13 protein-coding genes are annotated in these 14262 nt (G+C 51.3%); 6 read left to right on the top strand and 7 right to left on the bottom strand.

Features of this window, described 5'->3' with window-relative positions:
• Positions 1-8: 8 nt before the first annotated feature.
• From K3T83_RS33575 to K3T83_RS33550, 6 genes are all read right to left on the bottom strand, one after another.
• Complete coding sequence (locus tag K3T83_RS33575; protein WP_220207276.1) at positions 9-1442, bottom strand: hypothetical protein; 1434 nt, start codon at positions 1440-1442, stop codon at positions 9-11.
• Between the two features lie 251 nt (positions 1443-1693).
• Positions 1694-2704, bottom strand: coding sequence for an inorganic phosphate transporter (locus K3T83_RS33570; protein WP_220207275.1), 1011 nt, complete (start codon positions 2702-2704; stop codon positions 1694-1696).
• On the bottom strand, positions 2697-3335 hold the full coding sequence (locus K3T83_RS33565) for a DUF47 domain-containing protein (RefSeq protein WP_220207274.1): 639 nt from the start codon (positions 3333-3335) through the stop codon (positions 2697-2699). The genes K3T83_RS33570 and K3T83_RS33565 overlap by 8 nt, the downstream gene beginning before the upstream one ends.
• Before the next feature lie 164 nt (positions 3336-3499).
• A complete protein-coding gene (locus tag K3T83_RS33560) occupies positions 3500-4165 on the bottom strand; it encodes a phosphoribosyltransferase (protein WP_220207273.1) in 666 nt (221 codons plus the stop codon).
• A 58-nt stretch (positions 4166-4223) separates the two neighbouring features.
• On the bottom strand, positions 4224-4907 hold the full coding sequence (locus K3T83_RS33555; RefSeq protein WP_220207272.1) for a dienelactone hydrolase family protein: 684 nt from the start codon (positions 4905-4907) through the stop codon (positions 4224-4226).
• Positions 4908-5034: 127 nt separating this feature from the next.
• The gene (locus K3T83_RS33550) at positions 5035-6420 is read right to left on the bottom strand and encodes an ATP-binding protein (RefSeq protein WP_220207271.1); all 1386 of its coding nucleotides are present in this window, start codon (positions 6418-6420) and stop codon (positions 5035-5037) included.
• Positions 6421-6961: 541 nt separating this feature from the next.
• Between K3T83_RS33550 and K3T83_RS33545 the strand changes: the two genes are divergently transcribed.
• The 4 genes from K3T83_RS33545 (at position 6962) to mctP (ending at position 10736) form a co-directional block, all read left to right on the top strand.
• A complete protein-coding gene (locus K3T83_RS33545) occupies positions 6962-7585 on the top strand; it encodes a hypothetical protein (RefSeq protein WP_220207270.1) in 624 nt (207 codons plus the stop codon).
• Between the two features lie 62 nt (positions 7586-7647).
• On the top strand, positions 7648-8790 hold the full coding sequence (locus K3T83_RS33540) for a pentapeptide repeat-containing protein (protein ID WP_220207269.1): 1143 nt from the start codon (positions 7648-7650) through the stop codon (positions 8788-8790).
• Between the two features lie 23 nt (positions 8791-8813).
• On the top strand, positions 8814-9014 hold the full coding sequence (locus K3T83_RS33535; RefSeq protein WP_220207268.1) for a DUF3311 domain-containing protein: 201 nt from the start codon (positions 8814-8816) through the stop codon (positions 9012-9014).
• Positions 9015-9104: 90 nt separating this feature from the next.
• Positions 9105-10736: a monocarboxylate uptake permease MctP gene (gene mctP, locus K3T83_RS33530; RefSeq protein ID WP_373324627.1), complete on the top strand. Its 1632-nt coding sequence runs from the start codon at positions 9105-9107 to the stop codon at positions 10734-10736.
• A 158-nt stretch (positions 10737-10894) separates the two neighbouring features.
• On the opposite strand, the gene K3T83_RS33525 is transcribed toward mctP, so the two are convergent.
• Positions 10895-12280, bottom strand: coding sequence for an amidohydrolase family protein (locus K3T83_RS33525; protein ID WP_220207266.1), 1386 nt, complete (start codon positions 12278-12280; stop codon positions 10895-10897).
• A 406-nt stretch (positions 12281-12686) separates the two neighbouring features.
• On the opposite strand from K3T83_RS33525, the gene uraD reads away from it, so the two are divergent.
• Positions 12687-13208, top strand: coding sequence for a 2-oxo-4-hydroxy-4-carboxy-5-ureidoimidazoline decarboxylase (uraD, locus tag K3T83_RS33520; protein WP_220207265.1), 522 nt, complete (start codon positions 12687-12689; stop codon positions 13206-13208).
• A 110-nt stretch (positions 13209-13318) separates the two neighbouring features.
• Complete coding sequence (gene pucL, locus K3T83_RS33515) at positions 13319-14251, top strand: factor-independent urate hydroxylase (protein WP_220207264.1); 933 nt, start codon at positions 13319-13321, stop codon at positions 14249-14251.
• The last annotated feature ends 11 nt before the right edge of the window (positions 14252-14262 follow it).

Below are 14262 nucleotides of genomic sequence, written 5' to 3'. Positions count from 1 at the left end.
TGATAGCGCTATGATGCCACTTTAGTGGCCAAAATTGCTACAATTTGCTCAAATTCGCGCTGAGCTAGCTGCACATCGCCCGCGAAGATCAACCCCATCGGCTTTTGCGCCATCCGACAGATGATCCTGGTTCCGTCACGCTTCAACAACGCATCGCGCTCAAAAATCCACTCCCGCACGATGGCTGGATCGAGATGCTCGGGCAGAGGATATTTATCTACCGTCGAGATGCCTTCCCGAATCACCGCTCGCATATTCGCAACCGTTGGTTCGCGCCCTGTTATGCCTGACACGGCAAGAATTGCATCGGTATAGTTGGTCCAGCGCGGATTACATTCGGCCAGATAATTTACTCGTGGTGCTTTCCTGCGCTGTTGCAATCGCGCCTCCAGTGGGCCGGGAAGCATGATATCCAGGTTCGCAACGGCACGTATGCTGGCAAAATCGATCTGGCAGCGCTCCGCCGTTTGACGCAACAACGCCTCAAAAAAGGTTGCCGTCGGCTCTTCATAGAGCTGCTGGAGATGCAGAAGAGCAGCGCTGCTGGGATTGTAAGAACTGGTTCCTACACAGGCTTTACTGCCCTTTAATTGGAGCTGACCATTCCAGCGCAGCGAGGCAACCTCTCCATCCAGCAACACAACCGACAGGCCAGGGGAATCGACGAAATCAATATACCGGCTGATGACGACGCGCGTCTCTTTTTGCACGTCCATTGTGGAAATCAAATGTTGCTGGGCCGCCATCAGCGCTTCAGACCACATCCGATAAGACAGCGTATTGCCAGCATCTCCATTTGGCACCATGACGACGCAGCCCGCCTGCTCATAGAGGAGACAGCATCCATAGTTGCCGTCCGACTCGGCGGCGCGCAACATCACACCTAACGGATATTCATGAATCATATCCGCGTCGTGATAGGTCTCCTCAACCACTGCCAGAAAGTCGCGTGCAGCGGCAATAAGGTCATAGACGCTGGTAACGCGATAGTCGGGCGTCTGAAAATCGGGCAACCCTATCTCGTCAACTAATTTGTAAAAACTCGCTTTATTTTTGAGAATATGCGTCATCCGACCTGGCAAGCCCCAGACATCTGCTCCCAGTTCTTGCTGCACATAGGCTTCCGTTTCCGGCACATTGATATAGGGCACCACCAATGGGCGCTCTGCCGTCTCTTGCTGTCCCTGTAGCAGTTCATCAGCGGTAAGGGGCAGTAAAGTTCTTCCCATTAAGCTGCTCAGATACGCCATTTGCGTCCGAATAGCCTCTGTATTTTCGGCGACAAGCGCTCTCAATGCTTGCGCATTCAGCGGGAGATGACCGCACCGCTCTCCATAATGGCGCTCCACTTTGCGCACCGTCTCTGCATGAGAGGCACGCAACAATCCACTCCCTATATTGTGAAAGCCAACACCCATCTTCCGTCGTTGGCCAAATAGCATGTTCTGATCTCTCTCCATACGAACGTTACACACTCACATTTCCTGCTGTTCAAGCATCAGCAATAAACAGCACACATATCTTGTATACGACTATAAAGATGAGTCGCAAAAGATTACATAGAACAAAGACTATAAAAGATGGGACACATTTCTTTACGGCGATAATATCGAATTTCCAGGGATGTTGTCAACGAATTTCAAAAAACTGGTATTTTTCTCGCCGCATGGAGAGCATTTGCATGTTCGCCCCGTTATTTCAAGCCAGTCAGCAGATGTAACAAAACGTAAAAAATCCAGCCCATAAGAATACACGAAGGAATAGTAACGATCCATGCCGTCACGATCCGTCCGGCAATGCCCCAACGCACTGCCGACACGCGCTTGGTTGCTCCCACACCCATAATAGCCGTCGAGATGACGTGCGTTGTGGAGACCGGGATACCGAGGCGGCTGGCCGTCTCTATAATCGCAGCGGCGGCGGTCTCAGCAGCGAAACCATTGATCGGGCGTAGATCAACAACCTTCAAACCAATCGTTCGTATGATGCGCCAGCCACCAATAGACGTGCCAAGCCCCATCGAGGTTGCGGACATCAGAATGACCCAGAGCGGAACCTGCCATTCGCCGCCCGTCCATCCATAATAACTTGCCAAAGCCATTGTAATGATCCCCATCGTTTTTTGCGCATCGTTGCTGCCATGACTGAATGCCATCCAGGCCGCCGAAACGATCTGCAACCGTCCGAAAAGGCGGCTCACCAGACCAGGATGCGCACGGGCAAAGATCCAGAGCAATCCAATCATCACGAAGAAGGCACCAATAAAGCCAAGCAATGGAGAGAAAATGAGACCCTGAAACGTCTTCGCCAGGCCACCAAATTGGATCGCCTGCCAGCCTGCCGCCGCCACCCCTGCCCCGACAATAGAGAAGATCAAAGCATGGCTGGAGCTAGACGGAATGCCAAACCACCATGTAATCAATCCCCAAATAATAGCGGACACCAGCGCCGCCACCACCAATAGCTGTGTCGAGTTTTCCGGGGCCACAATCCCGCGTCCAACCGTTGTGGCAACGGCGGTCCCTGTCAATGCGCCAACCACATTAAGAATACCCGCCATCAGCACGGCCACGCCAGGGGTCAGAACTCTGGTTGCAACTGAGGTGGCGATGGCATTGGCAGTATCGTGAAACCCGTTGATGAAGTCGAAAACGAGCGCAATGGCAATGATCAGAACCAGCACCAACAATGGAACACTAAACATTCTTCACCACAATCCTCTCCAATGTGTTCGCCACATTCTCTGCCCTGTCGGTCGCGTCTTCTAAATGTTGATAGATCTCGCCCCAACGAATCCCTTTGATAATTCCGCGCACATCCTCAGCCCCATCAAACATCCCGGAGAGTGCCCGCCCGAGTATCTCGTCGGCCTCGTTCTCCAATCGGTTAATATCAATCGTGCAACGGAGCAGACGCTTCCACTCTTTTTTATGCTCCAACAGCGGCACAGAGCAAGCAAACAGTGATGCCTGATCGCTGATAATACGTGCCAGGACGCGCGCACCCTGCGTTGGCTCATCTATGCGGTACAACCAGATGCGACGCGTCGCCTCTTCAATTGCATCGACAAAATCATCAAGCCGCCCAGCCAATATAGTAATATCATCGCGGTCAAACGGCGTGACAAAGGTTCGGTTGAGCGCATCAAAAATCTGATGCGTAATCTCATCGCCCTGATGTTCAAGATCGCGCACTCGCCGTGTCTTGCGCTCGACCTCAGTGTAGTTCTCCAGCAAATCGTGCAGGCACTGGGCGACCTCTAGAGCGTTATCGACATCTTTGCGAAAGTAATCAAAAAAACGCTTATCATTAGGAAGCAAACGTGCTAACACCATGATATCCCTCTCCTTCGGCCCATATTCTAAAAGATGTGCCTCCTTGTTCGTTCGTCGTTCTCTCTCTAACACGCTTCATACCAGCATGGCAGATACGTCTCGGGACAGGAGATCCGCCACAGCGAAGGGAGATATCTCATATTTCTAACGGGGCTAGCACAACCTCAGGCGACCGAGTGGTGCTCATGCTCTGCCAGCGCCAGCAAATCATGCACTTCTTCGTCGGAGACCTGCGAAAAGTCCTCGTACCACCAACCAACGCCACGAAAAAATTCCGGGGTCAGGGGAATGATCACCTCATCAACTTCAGCACGTAACGCATCGCAGCTCTGGAGTGCAGCCACCGGAACCGCAACCACCAGACGGGCAGGATGTTGCAGGCGCAGTGCATGAGCAGCAGCGCGCATCGTCGCTCCCGTCGCCAGACCATCATCGATCAGAATAACGACGCGGTTCTGGATGGTCGGCAGCGGGCGATCATCGCGATAGAGCCGCTCGCGCCGCTTCAGTTCAAGTAGCTCCCTGCTTGCTACATCCTCAATGACTGGCAATGGAATATGCAGCATCCGCACCACATCCTCGTTGATGACCTGGATGCCACCACTGGCAATCGCTCCCATCGCCAGTTCTTCCTGACCCGGCACTCCCAGTTTCCGCACGAGAAAGACATCCAGCGGCGCATGCAACGCTTTTGCAACCTCAAAGGCAACCGGCACTCCTCCGCGAGGCAATGCCAACACCAGGACATTCGACTGCCCTGCATACAGAGCCAATTTGCTTGCCAGCATGCATCCTGCCTGGCTGCGATCCCGATAGCGTGTTTCTTCCATCGTTCATCTCTCAATCTAATCTATTTGAGATAAACTTTTAGTGACTGGTAACTTGCAACTATTCCCGAGGGCCGCCAGTAGAAAGGTAGCGGGTAAACCACTCGCTGGCAAGTTGTGCGACCTGTTCCAGCGCGCCCGGCTCTTCAAAGAGGTGCGTGGCTCCTCCGACAACTTCGACGCGCTTCTCACATTGCAATATTGCGGCCGCAATATTGTTTAGTTTCAGAACTTCCCGATCCAGAGAACCAACGATTAACAGAGTAGGAGCCTGCACAAGGGGTAAGGAAGTGTGAGCCAGATCGGGGCGTCCACCGCGCGAGACAACTGCGCCAATGACTTGCGGCATTTCAGCTGCGGCCACCAGCGCCGCAGCAGCACCAGTACTCGCGCCAAAGTAGGCCACCTTGAATGTTCTCGTCGCTTCATGCTGTGTCAGCCAGTTTGTAACCGCGATGACCCGCTTGCTCAGCAGGTCTATGTTAAAACGCAGATATCCCGTAGAGCGATCTTTGGCCTCTTCCTGCAAAGTCAGGAGATCGATGAGCAGCGTGGCAAAACCGGCGTCGTAGAGGACGTGGGCAACAAATTGATTGCGCGGACTATGCCTGCTGCTCCCACTGCCATGCGCGAACAGAATCACACCCTGTGCCTGGGCCGGGATATTCAAATTGCCTTCAAGGGTCATCGTCCCCTCCAGAGGCACCTGGTATACCTGCTCGTTCCATTTATGTGCTGTGTTCATAGCTGTATCAATCTATCTATAGATCAATTTTCTCTACACAAGTCTCTCATCGCTATGGATCACGACGATTGCCCAGGAAAAGTTTCTGCTCGCGCTGGAATTTTTCGGAAAAGCAGGCATTGGGAGCCTAGAGTTGTTCTCGCTTTAACTCGGCCTCCAACTCGTCCACAAACTGACGAGCGACACGGCCAGAACGCCCAACGTGTTGACGCTCCCATTGCAACGCTCGCTCCCGCAGCGCCTCATCGGAAAGAGTTATCCCACGCTGACGGGCAAGTCCCGACGCAATATGCACATAGCGCTCCTGATCGGGAGCCATAAAGGTGATACGCAATCCGAAACGATGAGCCAGCGATTGCTTCTCGTCCATTGTGTCGCGCCAGTTAACATCCTCGGTCGGCTTGCCACGATCCGAAAAGTATTCGCGCACCAGATTCAAACGATTGGTCGTCGCATAGATCAGCACATTAGCAGGACGAGCCTCGGCCGTTCCCTCCAGCAACATTTTCAGCACTTTGTACTCGGTTTCGTGCTCTTCAAACGAAAGATCGTCGATGAACAACAGAAAGCGCGGTGCTCGATTGCGCAACTGCGCAACTATGCGAGGGAGATCGCCTAGATGCTCTTTGCGCACCTCAACCAAGCGTAACCCTTGATCGGCATAGGCGTTGACGAGCGCCTTGACCGTAGAGGATTTGCCAGTTCCCGGAGGGCCATAGAGCAATACATCATGGGCAGGTAAACCGGCAAGAAAGCGCTCAGTATTCGCCTTGATCCGATTCTGCTCGCGCACATAGCCGATTAAGCCTGTCAATTGAACCAGATCTGGATGCGCGATCCCTTGCAGCCCCTCATTGGACCCCAACCAGCGCAAGGCATGATAGCGCGCCAGCAGGCCGGTCCCGTACACTTTCCAATGCTGCTCCAACGGGTCGATCAGCTCTCTCCAATCCTCGCATTCAACGATTCGCTGTATTAATGTAGCACGCGGAGAAGCTGCATCCTCATCAACAGCCCCAACAAGATGGCACCAGGGAACCCAGGCATCTTGCAGTACTGGCATGGATGGCGTCACAACATCCAGGGTCAAACGCAAGAAGGTCTCTGCTGGTATTTGAAAGAGGCGCTGAAGAGTGCTGAGATCACGCTCCGCCTGCTGGCGCAAAGACGGCGCAACGGTAGCAGAACCATAACGCTCAATATATCGACTCCAGGGATTGTCGTAGTCAAGCAAGCGATTGACAAGAAATCCCTGCCAGGCATCAGACAACGACGCAATCTCCCCGTTTTGAGCTGCCTGCACCAATGATTGAAAAGCATGACTATAAGCAGTGGCCGTCTGCACCGGATCGGGTTCTGCCTGCGTCAACGTGTGCAATAAGTGCAATACAGATTTTCCGGTGGAATTGTCAAAGATGCCTCGTAATAAAGTTACGCCATGAGTGGCATGAAGTGCCGTCAGTATACGCTCGTCCACAGCAACGCCGGCACGGGCATGTCCATTTTCATGCATACGTCTCGTGTTCTCTTCTTTCCTCTAGTGATAATTCCAATGTGATAGCTCGTTTATCGCACAAGGATAAACGGTGGGAGTATCATAACATGCCATGCATGTGAGTTCCAGGGTGAGCATTTCAAATTGTTACGAATTCTTTTTTTATTTAACTGTTATGCGTACTCTCCTCTTTATTTCATGATGTCATGATGAATGTTCTATAACGTTTTCTTCTCTACTTACTCGATACACAGTACTATGGTACTGTTAGTTGATTGAAAAGTTTCTGCCACCTAAATCGTGCTGTAAAATGTCTAAGGATCTATTTAGCTCATTATTTATCTGATGTCGTTACAGGGAAGTCTATCATGCATTGTCGTTGTTCCTTAATGTGTGCCGAAAGCCGCTTCGGTTGAATGTACATCTTCAGGTACATTCCATGAGCAGGGATAGCTCACATCTGGCAGGAAAAAGAAAGGAGTTGAAACAAACCATAATATCTCGGTGAGACTATCCATCGGAACTGATTCTATGGCATTTCATCGGTGGAGGCAATTTCATGTGGCAACAACAAGAAGTCGTCAGCAGACTGGTTGACATTATTCAAAAGCTGCAATCACGGTACGAAACGGGCCATTTAATAGCGAGACCTGGGAATGGGTCCGCAACAGAAGAAGGTCTCGTTGTTTTCGTACGTGGAAAGATCACTGAAGTCCGGCTAGGGCGACGTAGCGGTGCAGAAGCACTCAACAAACTAAGCAACTGGGAAAACTGTGTCTGCCAGTTTGTGCGATCTGCAACCAGTTCTAGCAACTCTTATTCTCGTATTTTATCCGAAGAAAAGCTTATAACACATGCGCCTCTCCGTACCTCAAATAGCGCTTCCCTGCCACAAACGGACCCTCTTGGAAGAGCTATCAATACGGACCGTCTCAACACCCCATCTGCTCCCGGGGTGCCGTATCCTATCAGCCAGCCGAAGACTGCGCTACAGAGGATTGAACAACTGGGACTCTCCCGCACTCATCGACGCCTCCTTTTACTGATCAATGGACGCCGATCCATTCCCGATTTAGTACGTCTGATGGGCAGAAGCGAAGAAGATGTTCACGCACTTTTACAAGACTTAGTGCAGGCGACGGTTATTCGCATCTCAGATAAACCGCCTTCATATAACATATAAGCATCAGGTGCAATCTAAACAGCTTCGTTGCATGCCATATCATAGCAAAATCAGGAGGAAGCATGTCTGACAATGTTACCACACGCAAACGAGATGCAGCGCTGAGAGAAATTCTCGCAGCAGAACGGGAGGGACGTGTACCAATGCTCGATCATGCAGATCTGCGCCTGGCTGATCTGCGCCTGGCTGATCTGAGTGGTGGAGATATCCGCGATGCCGATCTGTCCGATGCCAATCTAGGTGGTGCCTATCTTTGCGGTGCCTATCTTCGCAATGCTAATCTTTCCGGGGCGAATTTAAGTATGGCTAATCTCAGCATGGCAGTGCTGATCGATGTCAATCTGGTTGGTGCCCAGCTGCGGGGGGCGAATTTACGCCATACCGATCTACGAGCCACCGACCTTGGCGGAGTCGATCTGAGTGGCGCTGATCTAAGCGGTGCTTATTTGATCGAGGCCAACCTGATCGGGGTGGATCTGCGCCGGGCGGATCTGCGTGGCGCTAACCTGCGTGGTGCCAACCTCAGTAACGCCAACCTCAGTGCCGCAGACCTCAGCCAGGCCAATTTGCAAAACGCGCTCTTGAACGGTGCCAATTGCGAGAAAGCTATCTTCGATGAGGCACGTCTGCATAGCGCGAATCTTAGCAGATCCAATCTCAGCAAATCCAATTTGATGAAAGCACACCTCACCTTTGCTACATTGAGCAAAGCAAATCTAGCAAACGCATACCTCTGTCAGGCCAACCTACGAGGTGCCAACCTTGTCGAAGCCAATCTCAGCCAGACGAACTTCAGCAAAGCGCATCTAAACGGAGCGTATATCTCTCAAGCAGACTTGAGCCAGTCTGACCTTATTGGGACCGATTTCCGCCAGGCCAATTTGAAAGGGGCGAATCTCAGCGGAGCCGATTTAAGCCGGGCAAACTTGAGCCGGGCGAACCTCAGCGACGCTAACCTCAGCGCTGCCTACCTGCGCAACGCTAATTGTACAGGCGCGAACCTTCAGCGGGCACTCCTCTTCGGTACACGTCTCACCAATGTCTCCGTTGCCTATGCGAACCTGCAAGGGATACAGGTCTCTATGTCCGACTTTATGGAAATAGATATGGCATCTCTTTCAACCGCAAGAATCGACGAATTGACAGCACAGCATCTTGGCCTGACTGGTCTGGCAACCAACTTTTTCTGGAACGGCGCGCAATAAACATGAGGCAGAAAGGAAAACGTATGCGGCCTTACACACAAAATCCTAAAAAATCCTGGTGGCTGATCCTCCTGGGAATCCCTTTTGTGTTCCTGCTTTTTCCATCTTTCTACAACTATGAGCAGCCAGCATTCATCGGTATTCCCTTCTTTTACTGGTTTCAGTTTCTCTGGGTGATCATAGTTTCTCTGATTATGGCCGCCCTTTATTGGGTAAAAGATTAATATTCTTTCGCACGGCGATGCCAAATTCTCAACCGCTCTGTTTATATCTGAGATCAATTGCATTGTTTTTAAGAGTCGGAGTCTATCATGATTAACATGCAAGCGCTTATCGTTTTCAGTATTGTCTTTCTGTTCGTCACGGCACTGGGGTTTCTCGCCTCGCGTTGGCGCGCAGGTGACTTGAATCGACTTCAGGAATGGGGGTTGGCCGGACGACGATTTGGAACGATAGTCTCATGGTTTCTGCTCGGTGGAGACATTTATACGGCCTACTCTTTTATTGCTGTACCCGCGCTCATTTTCAGCTCAGGGGCGCTCGGCTTTTTCGCAGTTCCCTACCTGCTTCTGGCCTATCCCCTCATGTTTCTGATTTTGCCTCGCTTCTGGACGGTCGCCCGGCATCGTGGCTATCTCACACCAGCTGATTTCGTGCGCGAACGCTTTGGCAGCAGTTTGCTCGCGCTGCTCGTCGCCATCACGGGCATTGTTGCCACGATGCCCTATATTGCGCTGCAAATGTATGGAATCGAGGTTTCCCTGGCTCAAATGGGTGTCCCTCTGGAAGTCTCTCTCTTTATTGCCTTTACCATTCTGGCCGCATACACATATGTTGGCGGTCTGAGGGCACCAGCCTTGATTGCGATCGTGAAAGATCTCTGTATCTGGATAGTTGTGCTGGTCGCGATTATCTACATCCCTATGAAACTGGGAGGCTTCGCAAATATTTTTGCCGTCGTTCACCAGAAAGCGCTGCAACATCCCAACACGTTCCAGGATTTGCTTTCGCCATCGCAATACAGCGCCTATTCTACTCTGGCACTGGGATCTGCCCTGGCGCTGTTCCTGTATCCACATAACCTGACGGGGATGTTGAGTACCAATAGCCGAGCAGCGATTAAGCGCAATGCCGCGCTGCTGCCAGTTTATACTCTTCTGATCGGCTTGATTGGATTGCTAGGCTTTGTTGCCATTGCTGCTGGTATACAGGTTTCATCTCCTTATGGCTCGAACTCCTCTATACCGGCCCTCTTCGCACAAGAGTTTCCCGCCTGGTTCTCAGGATTTGCACTTGCCTCTATCGCTATTGGTGCCCTGGCACCTGCCGCCATTATGTCTATTGCCACAGCCAATCTCTTTACACGCAATATCTATCGCGAGTATTTCCGCCCCGACTGCACAGAGCGCGAGGAATCAAGGACGGCTAAAACCGCCTCTCTGCTGGTGAAAATAGGCGCGCTCATCTTCATCGTCTTCCTGCCGACAACCCTGATCATCAATTTCCAATTGCTCAGTAATATCTGGGTTGTCCAGATCCTTCCTGCCGTGTTTATTGGTCTCTACACAAACTGGCTCCATTGCCGCGCCCTTATCGCTGGTCTGCTGGGGGGATTGATCGTTGGCACCTGGATGGTAGTCACTCAGAACTTCCAATCGTCGGTCTATGTCTTCCATTTTGGGGGGTTCACACTTCCCACATATGCTGCCGTCGCCGCACTGATCGTGAATCTGCTCATCTGTGTGACGCTCACGTTTGTCTTCAATATCTTCGGCGTTGCCAATGGCAACGATGAAACAACTCCGCTGGACTTCGAGGCTCGCCCTGTACCTGGCCTCCTGCGCCGCTCTTACGTCCAGACCGCCTTACGCCCAACACAATCTTACTCGCCCGAGCAAAGACAGCAACCCATAGAAGCTTTTCCACGTAATAGTCGTCCCCTATAACATCGCTCATCTCTGGCCCTATTAGTTGTGTTGCAAAAAGAAACCTCGTCTGATGGGATAGAACAAACAGAAGAGAAGAGAACGGTTACGAGGTATTGGGCATTTTGCAACACAACCATCAGAGTCAGGCGAGCACAATCCCTGATAACAACCCTGAATTATTCGATAATCGGCCAGCGCGGTTTTACATCGATTCCAGCGCGGCGATACACTTCAGGAGCGTGCTTGCGCGCCTGCTCAATCACTTCATCTTCATTCATCGTCAAGAGCTTGCCATGCTCAACAACCATTCTCCCATCAACCACCACTGTATCAACATCGCTGCCCGTCGCGGCATAGACCAGCGTGGAAACGGGATTGGGCGAAGGCGTGGTATGCAGATGATTAAAGTCAAGCACGACCAGATCAGCCTTTTTGCCTACTTCAAGCGAGCCTATCTCTCGATCCAGCCCCAGGGCACGCGCTCCATTGATCGTAGCCATCTCAAGGACAGTCTCGGCAGGCATAATCAGCGGATCAAGCGAGACCGCTTTGTGCAGGATTGCGGCCAGCTTCATTTCGCGGATCAGATCATAGTCATTATTGCTGGGGCCACCATCACAGCCCAGAGCGACATTGACGCCCTTTGCCTGCATCAATGGCACATTGCAAATACCAGAGGCGAGCTTGCAGTTTGAGGAGGGATTATGCGACACATGCGTCCCGGTCGCGGCCACCTTCTCGATCTCTTCAGGGGTTAGCCAGACCATATGCACCAGCACAGTTTGTGGACCAAGCAGGCCGACATCTTCCGCAAAATCAATCAGCGAACGATGATATTCATTCATGACGAATGTACGATCAGCCTCAACCTCGCCCAGATGCATCGTGATACGCATATTGCGTTCACGCGCGATCTGGCTCATTTCGCGGTACAATTCAGCGGAAACCCCACCGGGCGTACGTGCGCCAAACCAGACGTGTAGACGATCATTCGCTTTGCCGTGCCACTTATCATGCGCCTCCAGCACACCAGACAGGCTCATCTCGCGGGTCTCGATCATACCCGGATACATCACAAGTCGCTCAGAGGCATAAGAGGCAGTATCCATCACGATCCCGCCAAGACAGGCGCGAATCCCGCTCTCTTCCACTGCCTGTGCAATGCCATCAAAACCATAGCGATGAGCCAGCATCGCCTCAAGAAATGTCGTGGTGCCAGAACGCAACATCTCGGCCATGCATAATCGAGCGCTGACATACGCGTCTTCATGGGTATAATTACCCTGCAAGACCCAGACGCGATCACACAACCACTGGATCAACGACATATCATCAGCACAGCCGCGAATCAACGCCTGTGCCAGATGGACGTGAGTATCGATCAGGCCAGGGATAATCACTTTCCCGCCCACATCGATCATATGATCATCCTCAAAACGCTCCTGAATGACTGAGGCTTTATCCACCGCGATAATTCGATTGTCGCGTATCGCAATCGCGCCTTTGTGAATAATCTCACGATAAGCATTCATGGTAATAATCGTTGCATTTGTGAAAATCATGGTAGCCTCCTGTCATCACCAGATACAAATTGCATCAACTTGCAAGCGCTCAAGAGAACTTCCTTGTAAGTTCTACAATACATAACAAACATTGTTTCACGTCTTTCTAAAAAAAATGCAATCTCATTGTAGCGCGAGACAACAATAAAATCCAGATATGAGACTTCTAGATATGGACATTGCTCACTTGACAATACAGACTCTACTGTATATACTAACCACATTGGAAATAGCATTCTCAAGGAAGAGCGCTGCCCACCTCAATCCCCGCTATATATTGAGAGGATGTTGAACAATGCACAGATTCTCCTATGACTAATTTTCTCAGAATCAACTGGCGTTGTTAATAGCACAACCAGTTGCTTTGCTTCTTATCGTCGGCAGAAAATAGCTCAACGGAAATGCCATGATAACACAATCATTCTCATTACACGATCTCAACATCCTCAAACGTGAGGATTTTATCCAGGCGCTTACCCCGCTCTTTGAGGGTCCACCCTGGATTGTCGCGGAGGCGTGGCATACGCGCCCTTTCCAGACACGCGCCGAACTATATACAACACTCTGCACCATCATGCAACAGGCTCCTCTCGAAAAGCAGATCGCGCTCTTACGCTCACATCCAGATCTCGTTGGACGAGCCGCCCTTGCCGGCAGGCTCTCCTCCGCCTCTACCAGCGAACAGGCATCGGCTGGCCTTGATAGATTGAACCCCGCTGAGATCACGATGTTTACTCAATTGAACCGCTCTTACTGGGATCGTTTTAATTTCCCTTTCATCATATGTGTACGTGAAAATAAGAAACAAGGTATCCTGTCTGGTTTCGCGACACGGATGAATAATACCCGCGAGCAAGAAATCGCGCTTGCATTGCAAGAGGTTGCAAAAATTTGCGCCCTGCGTTTACAGGATCTCGTTCAAGAATAAGAAAGGATCTGTTACCTTTTATTTTTATAAAGGGTGTACTGCTGCATATGCTCTATGGCTCAAGCACGACTCGATTTTTTTAGCAGTCATACAAGTTCCAGGAGATATCCATGACCAGCAACACTATGACCGTCAGTTATGGCAAATTCCACGTGCCTGTTTATCGCGTCTACGCTCCTCCTCTCACAGGCATTGCTTCCATCCCTGAATCGCAATTTACTGGCCGCGAGAACATTCTCTTCGCCCTTGAAATAGATGTGGAAGTGATCGGCAACAACTTTCTACCAGCATATACGCAGGGAGATAACAGCAATGTGGTCGCCACAGATAGCATGAAAAACTTTATTTTGCGGCAGGCGCTCATTTTTTCAGGTGCCACGCAGGAAGAGTTTCTCGCCATGCTGGGTCGTCAGTTTCTTCAGACCTATCCACAGATGGAGCGCCTTCTCCTCACCGCTCGCGAACTTCCATTCACAGCGGTTCCCGTCCCCAACGCCGAAACCTTTCAGCCAAGCAACGTGCTCTTCAGCAGATCACATAGCGACTTTACGTTCACAACGTTCGAATTTACCCGTGCCTCTGATCTGCCCATAGAACATCAGTGTGGGCGCGTTGGCCTGGAGTTGCTCAAAGTCACCGGGAGCGCCTTCACGCGCTTCCTGCACGACGAATACACGACCCTGCCCGAGCGCGTTGATCGCCCACTCTTCATCCATCTGGATGTATACTGGAAGTATGCACAGAGCGCAGACCTGTTGACGCCCAAACGCCGCCGATATGTTCCGGCAGAACAGGTGCGAGATGTGATTCAGGTCGTCTTTCATGAATTTGTCAGCGAATCCATTCAACATCTCGTTCACGAAATGGCACTGCGCCTGCTGACACGCTTTCCACAGTTGGCTGAGGTATCGTTCGCAGCACAAAATCGTACCAGGGATCAGATCGCGGTTTCCGAGACCAATCCCACAATCAAGGTGTATAGCGACCCATTCCCGGCCTATGGCACCATCAAACTAACCATGCGAAACAGCGAAAAAGAGTAGGAGCGACCAAC

The organism is Reticulibacter mediterranei (assembly GCF_016587455.1).
This window is presented reverse-complemented; position numbering and strand designations above follow the sequence as displayed.